Here is an 18,728-nt window from a genome sequence, read left to right as displayed (position 1 = left end):
ATCTTGGTGCCCACGAACGAAACCGAGTCCACCGCGTGGCCGCTGACCCGGGCTCAGTCCGGGATCTGGCGTGCCCAGCACGTGGACGAGGACAGCCCGGCCCACAACACGGCCGAGTACGTCGACCTCGCCGGCGAGCTGGCCGAACCGGTGTTCGCCGCGGCGGTGCGGCAGGTGCTGGAGGAGGCCGGCGGGCTGCGGGTCCGGTTCTCCGGGGACGCCGAGCCGACGCAGCAGGTGCGCCCGCTCGGGGAGAACCCGTTGCAGGTACTCGACTTTCGCGACGAGCCGGAGCCGTTCGCGGCAGCGCACGAGTGGATGCGGGCGGACGTCGCGAAGCCGGCCCGGCTGACCGGCGATCGGTTGTGCACACAGGCGTTGCTACGGGTCGGTGAAGCGAGGTACCTGTGGTTCCAGCGGTTCCACCACATTCTGCTCGATGCGTATGGGTTCGCCATCGTCTCCCGGCGGGTCGCCGAGGTGTATCGCGCACTGCGCGAGGGCGGACCGGTGCCGCCCTCGCCGTTCGCCTCGTTCGACGACTGGGTGGCTGAGGACGTCGCCTACGCCGAGTCGCCGCAGTACACAGTGGACCGGGAGTTCTGGACGGAACGGCTCGCCGGTCTCGGCGAAGTCCCGGTGCTCGGCGATCGTGCAGCACCGGCGGCGCACTCGTTTCTCCGAGCCGAGCAGACTGTGGACGCCGGCGTCTTTCGGCGGGTCGAGGCGTTCGCTGGAAAGACCAAAGCCACCTGGGCCGAAGTTCTGATGGCGGCCGCGGCGGCGTATCTGCACCGCCGGACCGGGTCGGCGGACGTGGTCCTCGGTCTTCCGGTGATGGGCCGGATGGGATCGGTGGCCGCGCGGGTGCCGGCGAGCACGGTGAACGTGCTGCCGCTGCGGTTGGCAACCCAGCCGTGGACGAGCGCAGGCGAGCTGGTGGCCGCGGTCCGTGCCGAGCTGCGGGCCATCCGCCCGCACCAGCGTTACCGCGGCGAGGAACTTCGGCGGGATCTTCGTCGACTGGGCCGGGGACGGCGGCTCACCGGTCCGTGGATCAACGTCAAGCCGTTCGACGCGGAGCTCGATTTCGGGACCTGCCGCGGCCGGTCACGGTATCTAGCGGCGGGTGCGGTGGAGGATCTTTCGTTCACCGTCAGCCGTTCGACGGACGACACGCTTCTCCTGCAGGTCGACGGCAATCCGGACGGGTACCGGCCGGCGGAGCTGGCGACCCACCTGCAGGCGTTCCGGGCGCTGGTGGAGCAGTTCACCGAGCCGGATGTCCGGCTGGGAGCACTGTGCGCGACGGTCCACAGTGAACTCCCCGTCGGCGCGGACGGTCCGGTCGCGCAGGTGCCGCCGGACGGTCTCGCGGCTTTGGTCGATCGCCAAGTCGCCGCGAATCCCGAAGCCACCGCTGTGGTCGCCGGAGACGAACGGCTGTCCTATCGCGACCTGGCGGGTCGGGTCGACCAGCTGGCTCACACGCTCGCCGCGGACGGTGCGGGTCCCGGAAAGCTCGTCGCGGTGCTGCTGCCGCGGGCTTCCGATCTCGTGACCGCGCTGCTCGCGGTGACCCGTACCGGCGCGGCGTATCTGCCGCTCGATCCGGATTTTCCCCGGCCACGGCTGGAAATGATGCTCGAGGACGCCCGGCCCGCGGTCGTGCTGACCGCGGACCACACGGATCTCGCGGTGCCGGAAGGGACCGTGCTGCAGACTCTGCCGGAACCGGGACCAGCGGGACCGTTCCCCGCGGTGGTGCCGAATCCGCGGCAACCGGCGTACGTCATCTACACCTCCGGCTCGACCGGAAAGCCCAAGGGCGTGGTGGTCTCGTCCGGGAACCTGGTCAACTTCCTGTCCGCGATGCAGGCCGAAGTCCCAGTGCGACAAGGAGAACGGCTACTGGCGGTGACCACGGTCGGGTTCGACATCGCTGCGCTCGAACTGTTCCTGCCGTTGGTGAGCGGGGCGACCGTGGTGCTCGCAGACCGCGATCAGGTCCGGGATCCTGCGCTGCTTTCCGGGCTGTTGTCCGAAAGCGGCGCAGACGTGATGCAGGCGACGCCGTCGTTGTGGACCGCGCTGGCCGAGCACGCACCGGAATCGTTGCGTGGCCTCCGGGCGCTCGTCGGTGGTGAACGGCTGCCGGGTGCGCTGGCGGATCGGTTGCACGACGCGGGCGCGACCGTTACGAATCTCTACGGTCCCACGGAAACCACGATCTGGTCGGCGGTCTGGCACCTCGATCCTGTTGTCCGCGGGGAAGACCCGCCGATCGGCCGCGGGGTGCTGAACACGCGGCTTCGCGTGCTCGACAGTGCGTTGCAGCAGACTCCGGCCGGTGCGATCGGTGAGTTGTACCTCGCCGGGGACGGTGTCGCGCTCGGGTATCTCAACCGTCCGGGATTGACCGCGCAGCGTTTCGTCGCCGCAGCCGATGGCGCGGTGCTCTACCGGACGGGGGACTTGGCGCGAGTGCGCCCGGACGGGGTGACCGAGGTGCTCGGCCGGGCCGACCATCAGGTCAAGGTCCGGGGTTTCCGGGTGGAACCCGGCGAGGTGGAAGCCGCTTTGCTGGCTCAGCGCGGCGTTTCACGCGCGGTCGTCGTCGCCTCCGGTCCCCGGCTGATCGGTTACCTCGTCGCCGAGGCAGGCGCTCAGCTCGATCCGGAGGTCGTCCGGCGGGCGGTCGGCGAGAACCTGCCGGAATACCTGACGCCGTCATTGCTGGTGGTGCTTGACGAGTTTCCATTGACGCCGAACGGAAAGATCGACCGTGCCGCGTTGCCCGATCCGGGACCGGACGCAGCCGCGGTGAAGACTGGCGCGACGCCGGACGAACAGGTGCTGTGTGGGCTCTACGCGGAAATCTTGAACGTTTCCGGGGTTGGCGTCCACGACGACTTCTTCGCGCTCGGCGGGCATTCCCTGTCGGCGATGCGGCTCGTCGCCCGGCTGCGGCCCGTGCTCGGCGCGGAAGTGCCGGTGCGCGCGGTCTTCGACACGCCGACCCCGGCCGGGCTCGCGCGCGTGCTGGGGAAGCGCGGGGGGACGAGGCCTGCTCTGCGCGCCGGGTCCGCGGGTGCCGGTCCAGCGCCCCTGTCGTTCGCCCAGCGGCAATTGTGGTTCCTGCACCGGATGTCAGGACCTTCCGCCACCTACAACGTGCCTCTGGCGCTGCACCTTTCCGGGGCCTTGGACACGGACGCGCTGGCTGCCGCGGTACGCGACGTCGTCACCCGCCACGCGAGCCTGCGCACCGGGTTCGACGAAGGCGACGGCGAGGTCACATCCGTCCGTCAGGTACTGACCGACGGACCGCGGCTGATCAGCTTCGACACTGGTTTTTCGACCGAACACGCGCAGCGCGCGTTCGAACTCGGCCCGGAGCCGCCGGTGCGGTTCGAGCTGTACCGGGCCGAAGGCGGCGAGCACACGCTGCTCGTGCTGCTGCACCACATCGTTGCCGACGAGTGGTCGCTGGACATCCTCGCCGCCGACCTCGCCCGTGCCTACACCGCACGTCGAGCCGGGACCGAACCGTCGTGGGGTGCCGAGGGACCCGGCTATTTCGACGCGACGCTGTGGCAGGTCGAGGTGCTCGGCTCGCCGGACGACCCGGATTCGGCCGGTGTCCGGCAGCTCGGGTACTGGCGAACGCAACTCGCCGGGCTGCCGGAGGAGATCGCACTGCCGGTGGACCATGCGCGTCCGGCTTTGCCGGCCGGCGCCGGTGACGTGGTGGCGTTCGACGTGTCACCAGCGGTGCACGAGCAGCTCCGGGCCCTCGCCGCGGCCGAGGGCGTCAGCCTGTTCATGGTGCTGCACGCCACCCTCGCGACCTTGCTGACCCGGCTCGGCGCGGGAACCGATCTGCCCATCGGTGTCCCGTCCGCGGGCCGGACGGACGCCGCGCTCGACGCGGTGACCGGCTTCTTCGTCAACCCGCTCGTGCTCCGCACCGGTACCGCGGGCAATCCGACGTTCGCCGAACTGCTCGCCCGCGTCCGCGACACCGACTTGGCGGCGCTGGCGCAGCAGGACCTGCCGTTCTCCCGGCTGGTCGAGGAGCTGAACCCGGCGCGGGTGCCGGGCCGGCATCCGCTGTTCCAGGTCATGCTCGACGTCCGGACCGGGAACGCGGTGGCGGACGCCGAGTTCGCCGGGCTGACGCTCCGGCGGGAACTGATCCGGGCCGGAACCGCGAAGTTCGACCTCGCCTTCGCCTTCACCGAGGACGCGGGTCTGCGGGCGGAGATCGAGTTCAGCACCGAGCTGTTCGACCGGTCCACAGTGGAGTCGGTCGCCCGCTGGCTCGGCACGCTGCTGATCGAGGTCGTCGTGGACCCGCATCGGCCGCTGTCCGCGATCGAGGTTCTTTCCCCGGCCGAGCAGCGCGGTGCGCTGCGGGCCGGACGCCAGGCGGGAGTGCGCGCGGAGACCGCGCCAGTGATCTTCGAACGACAGGTCGCGCGTGATCCGGACGCTCCGGCGTTGCTCGACGACGAACGGGAGCTGACCTACCGCGAGCTGAACGAGCGGGCGAACCGCCTGGCTCACGAGCTGATCGCCCGTGGCGCCGGACCTGAGCAGCCTGTGGCCGTGCTGCTGCCGCGGTCGTCCGAGGTCGTGGTGAGCCTGCTCGCGGTGCTCAAGGCCGGTGCGGTGTATCTGCCGGTCGACCCGGACTATCCGGCCGAGCGCGTGGCTTTCGTGCTCGGTGACGCGCGTCCGGTGCTCGTCGTGACCGACCGCGCGAGCGTGGGGAGAGCGCCATCCGGCGTGCCGGTGCTCGTCCTCGACGACGAAGCGGACCGGGCCACGCTGGCAACTCGTCCGGCCACGAACCCGTCCGACGGGGATCGTCGCGCACCGTTGCGTGTCGCGCACGCGGCGTACCTGATCTACACCTCGGGATCGACGGGGAAGCCGAAGGCAGTCGTGTCCACCCACGAAGGCCTCGCCGGCCTGGTCGAAACCTGGGACAGCACGGTGACCGCCGGCCCGGGCACCCGGCATCTGCAGTTCGCCTCCCCGAGCTTCGACATGATGTTCTCCGAGTTGGCGATGAGCGTGTTCTGCGGTGGCGCGCTGGCCGTGGTTCCCGCCGAACACCGCCTGGGCGCGGGACTGGCCGAGTTCGTCACGCGGCACCGCCTGACCCACATCGACGTGCCGCCGTCGGCGTTGGCCACGGTGCCGGAGGGCAGCCTGCCCCGTGGCATGACTGTGATCGTGGGGGCGGACCACTGCCCGCCGACACTGTTCGCACGCTGGTCGGCGGACCATCCGATGTTCAACGCGTACGGCCCGACCGAGTCCACGGTCAACTCGACCTTGTGGACGTGCCCACGGGATTTCCGCGACGGCACTGTCGCGATCGGACAGCCGGACGTGGACAAGAGCGCTTACGTGCTGGATGCCGCGCTCCGCCCGGTTCCGCCGGGAGTGCCGGGGGAGCTGTACCTCGGCGGCGCCGGCCTCGCCCGCGGTTACCTGCGCCGGCCGGGGCTGTCCGCGACCCGGTTCCTGGCCGATCCCTTCGGCCGGGCCGGGACTCGGATGTACCGCACCGGCGACCTGGTGCGCTGGACCGGTGACGGACAGCTGGAAATGCTGGGCCGGATCGACGACCAGGTCAAGATCCGGGGCTTCCGCGTCGAACCGGCCGAGGTCGAGGCCGCCGTGCTGGCGGACCCGGCGGTCGCCGAGGCCGTGGTCGTCGCGACCGGTGACGGCGACGGCGGACGGCAGCTGGTCTGTTACGTCGTGCTGGACAGCGGTGTTTGTCGGGAGGGTGACGCGGGTCCCGCCCGGTTGCGCCGGAATGCCGCCGGGCGGCTTCCCGCTCACCAGGTGCCCGCCGCGTTCGTCGTGCTGGACGCGTTTCCGCTGCTGCCCAACCAGAAAGTCGACCGGCGCGCGCTACCGGCACCGGACCGTGCGGCGCTGGTGGGCGGCACGGAGGCGCGCACCCCGGTGGAAGCGGCGTTGTGCCGCGTCACCGGCGAAGTACTGGGTGTGCCCGGAGTCGGCATCGACGACGACTTCTTCGCGCTGGGCGGGCATTCCCTGCTCGCCATGAAGCTGATCACCAAGGCGCGCGCCGAACTGGGTGTCGAGATCGCGCTGCGGGATGTGTTCGCCTCGCCGACCGTCCGTGATCTCGCCGCGGCCCAGCGGACTGCCGCGACGCGCACCCCCCTGCGCCCGGCAGAGCGTCCTCCGGAAGTCCCGCTGTCTCCGGCGCAGCAACGGCTTTGGCTCGCCGACCGGCTGGACGGCGGGGCGGCGTACAACGTGCCGGTGGGCATCCGGCTGCGTGGCCGGCTTGACGAGAACGCGCTCCGGGCCGCGGTCGCGGACGTGCTCGAACGGCACGAGATTCTGCGTACGATCTACCCGACCCGTGACGGAGTCCCCTACCAGCAGGTACTTCCGTCCGGGGATGCCGACCAGTGTTTCGCCGAGCCGGACGTGTCCCCGGAAACGGCCGCCGCACGCCGGTTCGACCTGGAAACCGAGCTGCCGCTCCGAATCCGGCTGTGGGAGCGTGGGTCGGAACACCTGCTCCTGATCGTCGTGCATCACATCGCGTGCGACGAGTGGTCGATGGGGCCGCTGCTGGGTGACCTCGCGCGCGCGTACTCGTCGCGTGTGGACGGTCATGCGCCGGACTGGGTGCCGCTGCCGGTCCAGTACGCAGATTACGCGCTCTGGCACCGCGACGTGCTCGACGAGGTGCTGGAAAGCCAGACCGGCCACTGGGAACGCGTGCTGGCCGACCTGCCGGTGGACCACGATCTGCCGTTCGCCCAGCACGGTACCGGGGTCGGGAACGAGGGCGGGTACCACGACGTGGTGCTGTCCGCGGCGGCCACCCGAGGTGTCCGGCGGCTGGCAGCCGCGACCTCGACCACGCCGTTCATGGTGCAGCGGGCCGCGACCGCCGCCGTGCTCTCGCGGCTGGGCGCCGGGACGGACCTGCCGCTCGGCACCGTCACCGCGGGCCGTTCCGACCCCGCGCTCGACGGGCTGGTCGGGTTCTTCGTCACCACGCTGCTGGTGCGTACGGACGTCACCGGAAACCCGGCTTTCGGTGAACTGCTGAGCCGGGTCCGCGACACCGACCTGGCCGCCTACACGCACCAGGACGTCCCGCTGGACCACCTGATCGACACGCTCGGCCTGCGTCGCGCGGATCCGGCCGCGCCGGTGCCCCGGGTGCTGCTCGTGCACCGGGACGCGGTGAGCCCGCCTGCGTGGGGAGAGCTGGTCGCGGAGCCGTTCCCGCTGCGTACCGCGACCGCGAAGTTCGACCTGACGCTCGTGTGCACCGACGCCGGGATCACCGTCAACTACCGCACCGCGTTGTTCGACCCGGCCGACATCGAACGGCTCGGCGCGTATCTGGCCCGGTTCCTCGAACTGGCCGTCGCCGAACCGGATGTCCGGATCGGCTCGATCCCGCTGGTCGCCCTCGACGCGCTTCCGGTGCGAACCGAGCCGGGCTCGCTCCTCGCGCCGGACGAGTTGTTCCGCGCCCAGGTCGCGCGCACGCCGGATGCGATTGCCTTGGTACAGGACGAACTCACGGTGTCCTATGCGGACTTGGACGCCCGGGTGACGACGCTGGCAAGGCGGTTGTCCGCGGCAGGCGCCAAGCCGGAAACGGTGGTGGCGTTGGCTTTGCCGCGCAGCGTGGACCTCGTCGTCGCGACGTTGGCCGTACTGCGTGCCGGAGCGGCGTACCTGCCGTTGCAGGCCGGACAGCCCGCCGCTCGCACGGCGGAGTTGCTGCGGTCCGCCAAGGCCGTACTGGTGCTCGCGGACCACGAGGTACCCGGCGCCGGCACGGTGGTGCGGGTCGATGAGCCCGGATCCTCCGGTGAGCTGCCGGAGCCGGACCCGGCCCGGCTCGCTTATGTCATGTTCACTTCCGGGTCCACCGGTGTGCCCAAGGGCGTCGCGGTGACCGGGCGGGACATCAGTGCGTTGGCGACGGACCGCCGGTTCTCCACCAGCGCGCACGAACGCGTGCTGCTGCATTCGCCGTATTCGTTCGACGCGGCGACTTATGAGCTGTGGGTTCCGTTGCTGTCGGGAGGTCAGGTCGTGATCGCGCCGGACGGCCGTCTCGACCCACCGGCGTTGCGGGACCTGATCGTGCGCCGCGGCGTCACCGCGCTGTGGCTGACCGCCGGACTGTTCACTGTGGTCGCCGAAGAGATGCCGGAAGCCTTGCAGGGCTTGCGTGAAGTGTGGACCGGCGGAGACGTCGTACCGCCCGCCGCGGTACGCGAGGTGCTGAAGACCGTGCCGACGGTCGTGAACGGTTACGGCCCGACGGAGACCACGACGTTCGCCACCGCGCACGCGATGACGCAGGTACCGTCCGCGGTGAGCCCGATCGGCACCGCTCTCGACGGGATGAGCGCGTACCTGCTGGACGCGACCCTGCAGCCGGTGCCCGACGGCGTGACGGGTGAGTTGTATTTGGCCGGCGCCGGGCTGGCCCGCGGCTACCTCGGACAGCCCGGGCTGACCGCTGAACGATTCGTCGCCGACCCGTTCGGCGAACCCGGTGCACGGTGCTACCGGACCGGGGATCTCGCGCGCCGTCGCACGGACGGGACGCTGGTCTTCGTGGGCCGGGCGGACGCCCAGGTCAAGATCCGCGGCTACCGCATCGAACCCGGTGAGGTCGAGACGGTGCTGGCGGACCATCCCGAGGTGACCGGCGCGGTGGTGCTGGCCCGGCCGGACCGGCTGGTGGCCTACGTGACCGGAACAGCGTCCGTCGAAGCGATCGCCGAACACGCCCGTGCCCTGCTGCCCCCGCACCTGGTGCCCGAGGCGTTCGTCCCGCTGGAGACGTTCCCGTTGACCGGTAACGGAAAGCTCGATCGTTCGGCGTTGCCCGACCCGTCCGCCACACCCGCCCGGTCCGCGGCTGCAAGCACGGACGGCGAGAAACTTCTGTGCCGGTTGCTCGCGGACCTGCTGGAAATCCCGGAAGTCGGTGTCGACGACGACTTCTTCGCCCTCGGCGGGCATTCCCTGCTGGCCATCCGTCTGGTCTCGCGGATCCGCGCGGCGACCGGGGCCGAGCTCAACGTCCGCGCGGTGTTCGAGGCACCGACGGCCCGTGCCCTCGCCCTCCGCGTCAATGGTGGTTCGCGACGTCCGGAGTTGGTCGCCGTCCCGCGTCCAACAGCGGTCCCGTTGTCGTTCGCCCAGCAGCGTTTGTGGTTCCTGCACCAGTTGGAAGGCGACAATCCGGCCTACAACGTGCCCGTGGTGCTCCGGCTTTCCGGTGACCTCGACCGCTCCGCCCTGACCGCGGCGCTGAACGACGTCTTGCAGCGCCACGAAAGCCTGCGCACGGTGTTTCCCGAGGAGGGGGGTGTACCGAGGCAGCACGTACTGTCCGATGTCCACCTCGGACTGTCCGACTCGGACGACCTGGCGCCGGCCGCGCGGACACCGGTTCCGCTGAACGACGGGCCGCCTGTCCGGGCCCATCTCGTCCAGGCCGGTCCGGACGAGCACACCTTGCTCCTCGTCGTGCACCACATCGCCGCGGACGAGTGGTCCTTGCGCCCGCTGGCCGACGATCTCGCCACTGCCTACCGGGCACGGCTGGCCGGTTCGGCTCCGGAGTGGGTGCCGCTGCCCGTGCAGTACGCGGACTACGCGATCTGGCAACGGAATCTCCTGGGTGACCCGGCGGATCCCGGCAGCACGCTGTCGACGGAGGTCGACTACTGGCGTGCGCGCCTGGCGGGGTTGCCCGAGGAGCTGAATCTGCCGTACTCGCGGTCCCGGCCGGACACTCCCGGTTACCGCGGGGAGACGGCGGAATTCCGGCTGCCATCGGAACTCTCCGGACAGGTGCGGGAATTCGCCGAGCAGACCGGCACGAGTGTGTTCATGGTGTGTCAGTCGATCGTGGCGGCGTTGCTGGCGAAGCTCGGGGCCGGTCCGGACGTGCCGATCGGCACCCCGGTCGCGGGCCGTGACGAGGACGCGCTGGGAGAGCTGGTCGGCTTCTTCGTCAACACTCTGGTGCTGCGCAACGACCTCAGCGGCGATCCCGGCCTGACCGAACTGGCCGACCGGGCCCGCCGCAGCGTGCTGGACGCGCTGGAGCACTCCGCGGTGCCGTTCGAGCAGCTGGTCGACGAGCTGCGTCCGGTGCGGTCGCGGTCCCGGCATCCGCTGTTCCAGGTACTGGTTTCCTACCAGCGCCGGGATTCCCGCCGGATCGAGCTGCCCGGTCTGACCGCGGAGCTGGACCTGATCGACACCGGCACGACGAAGTTCGACCTCACCTTCGCCGTGGTCGACGACGGCGACGGAATCCACGGTGCAGTGGTCGCCGACGCCGATCTGTTCGTCTCGGGTACGGCTGCACAGCTCGCCGGACGCTGGCAATCGCTGCTCGCCGCGATGCTCGCCGAACCGGACGCGCCTTTGTCCCGGTTCGACCTGCTGACCGCCGACGAACGTCGGAAAATCCTCGGTTCCTGGGCCGGAAGCACTGACGAGCCCGCGCACGAGTCCATCGCCGACGTCTTCCAACGGGTGGCCGCGCGGCAGCCGGACGCCCCAGCAGTCCGGTTCGCGACGTCCTCGACGGCGGCACTGACCTACGGCGAACTCAACGCCCGCGCGAACCGGCTCGCGCGGGTCCTGATCCGCCACGGCGCCAGGCCGGAACGCTTTGTCGGGCTGTGCCTCGACCGCACGCCGGGCCTGGTCGTCGCGCTCCTCGCCGTGCTCAAGTCGGGCGCCGCGTACCTGCCGCTCGACCCGGCGTATCCGGTGCAGCGACTGGCGTTCATGATCGAGGACGCCGAGCCGGTCCTGGTGCTCACCGACCGTGCAGACCCGCCGTTGCCACCCGGCTGCCCGGTCCTGCGGCCGGCCGATGAGTCCGGTCCGGACGACGACCTCGACGTCCCGGTTTCACCGCAGCATCCGGCGTACGCGATCTACACGTCCGGTTCGACCGGTCGGCCGAAGGGCGTCGTGGTGCCGCAGTCCGCGGTGGTCGGGCTCGCCGCCTGGGCGCAGGCCGAACTCGGCGCGACGGCGCTTCGGAGCGTCCTTGCGACGACGTCGCTGAACTTCGACGTGTCCGTGTTCGAAATCTTTGCGCCACTGTTGAGCGGCGGCACGCTGGAGCTGACCACCGACCTGCTGGAACCGGCCCGGAGCCCGGACCGCGACTGGGCACCCAGCGCGATCAGCGGCGTGCCGTCCGTGCTGGACGCGCTCGTCAGTACCTCGGACCTGCGGCTGGAAACCGGGCTGGTGGTACCCGCGGGCGAGGCGTTGTCCGCGGGATTGCTGCGAAAGATCCGCGAGACGTTGCCCGGCGCGGAAGTGCTGAACGCGTACGGGCCCACCGAAGCGACGGTCTACGCCACGGCGTGGCAGGCGCCGGACGCGCACGATGCCGAGCCGTCCATCGGCCGGCCGATCGGTGGAACCACCGTCTACGTGCTCGACGCCGGGCTCGCGCCGGTGCCCCCTGGCGTCACCGGTGAGCTGTACCTCGGTGGTTCCCGGCTGGCGCGGGGATACCTCGGCCGGCCGGGGCTGACGGCGGAACGGTTCGTCGCGGATCCGTTCCGCGGCGGGCGGATGTACCGGACCGGCGACGTCGTGCGCTGGCGGGCGGACGGGCAGCTGGACTTCCTCGGCCGCTCCGACGACCAGGTGAAGCTGCGGGGGTTCCGGATCGAACCCGGTGAGGTCGAAGCGGTCCTTCGGACCCTGCCGGGGGTGGCGACCAGCGCCGTCGTCGTGCGGGAGGAACGGCTGGTCGGCTATGTCGTCCCGCAGCCGCGGTCGCGGCTGGACGAAGACGCTGTGCGGGCGCAGGCGGCGGCCGTGCTGCCGGACTACCTGGTGCCGTCCGTCGTGCTCGTGCTGCCGGAGCTGCCACTCGGTCCGACGGGCAAGCTGGATCGCTCCGCGTTGCCGGCGCCGGCGCGCACCGGGACCGGTTACCGGGCGCCGGTTTCGGCTGCCGAGAAGACGCTGACCGCCATCGTGGCCGAGCTGCTCGGACTGGACAGCGTCGGTCTCGACGACAACTTCTTCAGCCTCGGCGGCGACAGCATCGTCTCGATCCAGCTGGTCAGCCGGGCCCGGGCGGCGGGACTGTCGGTGCGGCCACGGGACGTGTTCGACCACGCCACGATGGCGGAGCTGGCCGCCGCGGCCACCCCGGTGGAGGTCGTGCGCACCGGCGGAAGCGGAACCGGCGTCGTTCCCGCGACGCCGATGGGCCGGTGGCTGGCGGAACGTGGCGGTGACTCCCGTTCCTTCGCTCAGCACGCCGTGGCCTACACCCCGGCTGGCCTGACTCTCGACCGGCTGCGGGAGCTGTTGTCCGCGCTGCTCGTGCGACACGACCTGCTCCGCGCCCGGCTCGGCGACGACGGAACGCTGGTGGTCCCGGACACCGCTGAGCCGGCACTCCGCAGGGTCGATGCCACCAGTGCGGACCTGACGGAACTGGTCGCGGCCGAACACCGCACCGCACTGTCCGAATTGGACCCCGCAGCGGGTGCGATGGTGCGGTTTACGTGGCTGGATCGCGGCGGCGAGCCGGGGCGACTGCTCATCGTCGCGCACCACCTGGTCGTGGACGGGGTTTCCTGGCGGGTGCTGCTGGGTGACCTCGCGGAAGCGGCCGAATTGCGGGCCCTCGCCCCGGTGCCGGTGTCCTACCGAGAATGGTCAGAATCCCTGCGGCAGCGGGACTTTTCCGGGGAACTGCCGTTCTGGCTCGACCAGGTCGGGCCGGAAGAGCCACTGGGCAGTCGGATGCTCGATCCGGTCCGCGACACGACCGCCACGGTCGAGCACCTGTGGCGTGAGCTGCCGACCGAACGGACGACGGAAGTCCTGACGACCGTTCCGGCGGCCTGGCACGCACGGTTGCCGGAGGTGCTGTTGTCCGCGCTCGCCCTTGCCGTCACGCGCTGGCGGGCCGGTGACCAGCCGGTCCGGATCGCGGTCGAGGGGCACGGGCGCGACGGCGACCTCGACCTGACCCGGACGGCCGGCTGGTTCACCAGCCTGCACCCGGTGACCTTCGACCTGGCCGGTGCGACGGACGTCGCCCAGGTGGTCGACCAGGTCAAGACGCGGCTGCGGGCGGTCCCGAACGGTGGCACCGGCTTCGGCGTACTGCGGTACCTGCACCGTGAACCAGGACTGGCGAGCACACCGCAGATCTCGTTCAACTACCTCGGCCGCGTCGGCGGCGGGACCGGGGCCGACTGGTCGCCCGCGCCGGAACCCGGGGCAGGGGACGGGGTACCGGAAAGCCTGGCCGCCGCTGCCGTACTCGACATCAATGCGTCCACAGTGGACACCGCCGAGGGGTCGGTGCTGAAGGTCCGGTGGTCGTTCCCGAGCGGCGTGCTGACCGAAGCCGAGGTCGCGCGCCTGGCCGACGGCTGGTTCACGGCGCTCGCCGAGCTGGCGGACACACCTGGCCGCCGTGGCCCGGCCGACTTCCCACTCGTCGAGCTGACCGACGGAGAAGCACAAGAGCTGCACCCGGTCGTTCCGGAGCGAGCCGAGGTGTGGCCGCTGACGCCGTTGCAGCGCGGGCTGTTGTTCCATGCCCTGTTCGACGGTGACGACGCTGTCGCGCCCGACGTCTACACCGTGCAGCTGGTCTTGTCGCTGAGCGGTCCGGTCGACGCGGCGCGGCTGCACGCGGCGGCACGGGAGCTGACCGCTGCGCACCCGGCGTTGCGGACGACCTTCCGGCAGCTCGGCTCGGGCACGACGGTGGCGGTGATCCCGCCACGGCTCGATCCCGGCTGGCGGAGCACGACCGCGACCGAGGCGGAGCTGGACCAGCTGCTCGCCGCGGACCGCGCGGAGCGGTTCGACCTGGGTACCGGGCCGCTGCTGCGGTTCCTGCTCGTCCGGCTCGGTCCCGGCGAACACCGGCTCGTACTGACCAGCCACCACTTGATCACCGATGGCTGGTCCAATCCACTGCTCGTGGGCGAGCTGCTCAGCCGGTACGCCGGCGAGCCGGTTCCGCCGCGCCGGCCCTATCACGATTACCTCCGCTGGCTGGCCGGCCAGGACGCCGAGGCAGCACGGAAAGCCTGGACGCAAGAGCTTGCGGACCTGCCGGCGCCGACCCTGCTGGCCGCGCCGGACCCGGCCCGGCCGCCGGAGGTGCCCGCGGAGACCGAGCTGAGCATCCCGGACGCCGCGGGGCTCACTGCCCTCGCCCGCGAGTGCGGGGTCACCCTCGGCACCGTGCTGCAGACCGCCTGGGCGCTGACGCTGGGCAGGCTGACCGGGACCACCGACGTCGTGTTCGGCACGGTCGTGTCCGGACGGCCCGGTGAACTCGCCGGGGTCGAAGCGATGGTCGGGTTGTTCGTCACCACGGTGCCGGTGCGGATCCGGCTCGGGGAGATCGGCGACGTCGCCGGGCTGCTCGCCCGGGTGCACCACGAACAGGCCGGGCTGCTCGCACACCAGCACCTCGGTCTCGGTGAGATCCAGCGTGCGGCCGGGGCCGGCGAGCTGTTCGACACCTTGCTCGTGGTCGAGAACTACCCGGTCGATCCGGCGGCCGGACGCAAGGTGGCCGGGCTGTCGGTGTCCGGTGTGACCGGCCAGGACGCCACGCACTACCCGGTCAGCGTGCTCGTCGCGCCCAGCGGCGGCGGGCTGCGGATCCTGGTGAAACACCGGCTCGACCTGATCCCGCAGGAACAGGCGCGGCTCATCGGCGACAGCCTGCGATCCGTGTTGGCGCAGTTCACCGCCGGGCAGCCAGTGCGGGAGGTCGTGCTCGACGCGCCCGCCGAGTCGCGCGGACCGGAGCTGGTCGTGCCGCGGTCCGGCTTGGCGCAGTTGCTCGCCGAACGTGTTCGCGCCCAGCCGGACGTCGTCGCGCTCGTCGCTGGTGCGCAACGGCTGACCTACTCGGACCTGAACCAGCGGGCGCGGACCTTGGCAGCCCGGCTCGCCGAGCAGGGTGCCGGGCCGGAACGCCTCGTCGCATTGCTGTTGCCGCGTACGGCGGATTACGTGACCGCGGTGTTCGCGGTGGCGATGACGGGTGCGGCCTTCGTACCGGTCGATCCGGATTATCCGGCCGAACGCATCGAGTACATGCTCGCCGACGCCGCTCCCCTCCTCGTGGTGACCACGGCGGAAACCACGGTGCCGTCGACGGTTCCGGTGCTGCGGATGTCCGGCGACGAGCAAGCGCAGGCGTTCCCGGACGCAACAGCGCCACCTTCGGACGCGTTGGCTTACGTCGTCTACACCTCGGGTTCGACCGGACGTCCCAAGGGTGTCGCGGTGTCCGTCGGTGCGCTGGCGAATCTGTACGCCGGCCATCACCGGACGTTGTTCGCCCATGCCGGGGCCACGCGGTTGCGGGTCGCGCATCTGGCGTCGTTCTCCTTCGACGCCGCGCTGAACCCGCTGCTGTGGATGCTCGCGGGGCACGAACTGCACCTGATCGGCGAAGCCGAGCGGCGCGACCCCGAACTGCTCGCGGCCACCTTCGCCGAACAGCGCATCGACGTGTTCCAGGCGACGCCCTCGCAAGCGGAACCGTTGCTGGACCAGGGTTTGCTCGACGGATCGCATCCGCCGGCCTTGATCGCCTTCGGTGGCGAGGCGCTTCCGCCGGCGATGTGGGACCGGGTCGCGGCGTCCGACACTGTCGGCTTGAACCTGTACGGGCCGGCTGAATCCACTGTGGACGCCCTCAGTGCACAGGTCGACGGGCCGGAACCGGTGCTGGGCGGTCCGGTGCCGAACGTGCGGGTGCTGCTGCTCGACTCCGGTCTGCGGCCGGTGCCGGACGGTGTTCCTGGGGAGATCTACCTCGGCGGCGCGCAGCTGGCCCGCGGATACCTCGGGCGCCCGGGCCTGACCGCGGAACGGTTCGTGGCCGCGCCGGGCGGCACTCGCCTCTATCGCACCGGCGATCTTGCCCGGCGAAACACTGACGGCCGGCTGGAATTCCTCGGCCGCGCCGACCGACAGGTCAAGATCCGCGGATTCCGGATCGAGCCCGGCGAGGTGGAAGCCGTCCTCGGCGAACACCCCGCGGTGGCCCGATGCGCGGTCGTGCCTCGTGAGGACGTGCCCGGCGTACGCAGGCTGGTCGCCTATGTCGTGCCGGTGGGCGCACTGGACGCCGTCGAACTGCGCGAACACCTCGCCGCCCGGCTGCCTGCTTACCTCGTGCCCGCGGTGTTCAGCGAGCTGCCCGAGCTTCCGGTGACACCGAACGGCAAACTCGACGTCGCGAGCCTGCCCGAGCCCGAGCAGTCGGCCGGCGGTGCGTTGCCGAGGGACGAACGGGAACGCGTGCTGACGGAGCTCTTCGCGGATCTGCTCAAGGTTCCGGGTGCCGGCGTGCACGACGGGTTCGTGACGCTCGGCGGCGACAGCATCCTGGCCATCCAGCTGGTCGCCCGCGCCCGCGCGGCCGGGCTCCGCATCACGCCGCGGCAGGTGTTCGAACGTGCCACTCCCGCGGAGCTCGCCGCTGTGGCCACCGCCACCGCCGGGGCGCAGGCCGACGACCGGGAAGCGGTCGGGTCGGCCCCGCTGACCCCGATCATGCGGCGGCTGCTCGATCGCGGCGGTCCGATCACCCGGTTCTGTCAGTCGATGCTCGTGCGCTTACCCAGCGAGATCGACCACGGTGGACTGGTCGCGGTGCTGCAGTCCGTGCTGGAGCGACACGACGTCCTCCGGGCCCGGCTCGCCGTTGGCATGCTTCGCATCGATCCGGCGCGTGACGGGCTGGCCGAAGGCCTGCTCGAGGAAGTGTCCATTCCGGATGATCCAGCGGTCGAGGTGGAACGGGCGGCTGCCCGGCTCGATCCCGCGGGCGGTGTGCTCGCCCGTTTCACCCGCCTCGGCGACGACCGGCTGCTGATCGTCCTGCACCATCTGGTGGCCGACGCGGTGTCGTGGCGGATCCTGCTCGGCGACCTCGCCGCCGCCTGGACAGCGGTGCGCGACGGGCGTTCGCCGGTGCTCGATCCGGTGCCGACGTCGTGGCGGCGCTGGGCGGGCTTGCTCACCACGGAAGCCACCCGGCGGTCCGGAGAACTGGATCACTGGACGACCACCTTGCGTGGCAACGATCCGAAGCGCCTCGATCCGCACCGCGACACCATGGGCGCCGCGCGGACGCTGACCCGCACCCTGTCCTCGGCGCGCACCGAACCGGTGCTGGGTGCCGTCACCGAGGCCTTCCACGCACGCGTGCACGAGGTGCTGCTCGCCGGGCTCGTACTCGCGCTCGGCACGGAGTCCGTGGTGGTGGAGGTCGAAGGCCACGGCCGGGTCGACGAGCTGGATGTGGATCTGTCCCGCACCATCGGCTGGTTCACCACCGCGCACCCGGTCCGGTTCGACCTCGCCGGGCTCGACGTGTCTGCCGCACGGAACGGCGGGCCCGATGCCGGGCAGGCGTTGAAGCGGGTGAAGGAGACCGTCCGCGCGGTTCCCGGGGACGGGATCGGCTACGGCCTGCTGCGGTACCTCAACCCGCGGACCTCCGGGGCGCTGAGCCGGTTGCCCGCTGCCGGGCTCGCGTTCAACTACCTGGGCCGGACGGACACGGCGGCGACGGCGGACGAGCCGTGGGCGCCGTTGTCGGCCGGGCTCGGCGGTACCGCGGATCCCGGACTGGCATTGGCGAACGGGCTGACCGTGAACCTGTCGGTGGTTCCCGGACCGGAACTCGCCCTGCACTGGGTGTACGCGCCCGAGTTGTGGAGCGAGGACGAACTCGGCGCGCTCACCGACCGCTGGTTCGGCGCACTCGACGGCTTCGCCGCCCATGCGGCGGGTGACGACGCGGGTGGCCACACCCCGTCCGACCTTCCGTTGGTTTCGCTGAGCCAGGACCAGATCGATCTGCTCGAAACGACTTGGAGGACCCGGTGACGACGCGGTCGCGCATCGAGGACGTCCTGCCCGCCGCACCCCTGCAGCAGGGCCTGCTCTTCCACACGATGTACTCCGAAGCCGGCCCCGACCGCTACACCGTGCAGCTCGCCCTCGACCTGCGCGGACGGCTGGATCCGGACCGGCTGCGCGCGGCCGCTGCCGCGCTGCTGCGCCGGCATCCGAACCTGCGGGTGGCGTTCTGGCACGAGGGCATCGACCAGATCGTGCAGGTCGTGCCGGCCGAGGCGGAACCGGAATGGCACGAGACCGACCTGCGGGGACGCCGGGAGGAGCTGCCCCGGCTGTCCGAAGAGGACCGCAGCCGTCGCTTCGATCCGGGGACACCGCCGTTGCTGCGGTTCACTCTCGTCCGGCTGGCCGACGAGGAGCATCGCCTGCTGCTGACCCATCATCACCTGCTGCTGGACGGCTGGTCGGTGCCGCTGCTGGTGCGTGAACTGCTCGCGCTCTACGGTGACGAGGATTCCTTGCCCACCCCGCGCCCGTACCGCGACTACCTGGCATGGCTGACCAAACAGGACAATGCCGCCGCCCGAAAAGCCTGGCGCACCGCGTTGACCGGGGTGGACGGTCCGACTCTGCTGGCGGAGGGCGGCAACGGGGAACCGGACTCGGACCCGCGGCGATACGACACCGAGCTGGACACCGCGACGACCGAGGCGCTCACCCGGCTCGCCCGGCAGCAGGGCGTCACCCTCGGCACCCTGCTC

2 protein-coding genes (1 of these 2 cut by a window edge) are annotated in these 18,728 nt (G+C 71.1%); both read left to right on the top strand.

Annotated elements, in window-relative coordinates; translation table 11 throughout:
- The first annotated feature begins 6 nt into the window (after nt 1-6).
- Complete coding sequence (locus BJY18_RS16180; RefSeq protein WP_184780771.1) at nt 7-17,994, top strand: non-ribosomal peptide synthetase; 17,988 nt, start codon at nt 7-9, stop codon at nt 17,992-17,994.
- Nucleotides 17,991-18,728, top strand: partial view of a non-ribosomal peptide synthetase gene (locus tag BJY18_RS16175; protein WP_184780770.1) — the 5' end (the start) only. Its footprint extends 6,834 nt past the window's final position; 738 of the gene's 7,572 nt are visible here — the first part of the coding sequence; its start codon is at nt 17,991-17,993; its stop codon lies beyond the right edge, outside the window. Before BJY18_RS16180 ends, BJY18_RS16175 begins: the two co-directional genes overlap by 4 nt.

The sequence above is a fragment of the Amycolatopsis jiangsuensis genome (assembly GCF_014204865.1).
Lineage (GTDB): Bacteria > Actinomycetota > Actinomycetes > Mycobacteriales > Pseudonocardiaceae > Amycolatopsis > Amycolatopsis jiangsuensis.
Note: the sequence above shows the minus strand (reverse complement) of the source record. Positions and strands in the feature narration are given on the sequence as shown.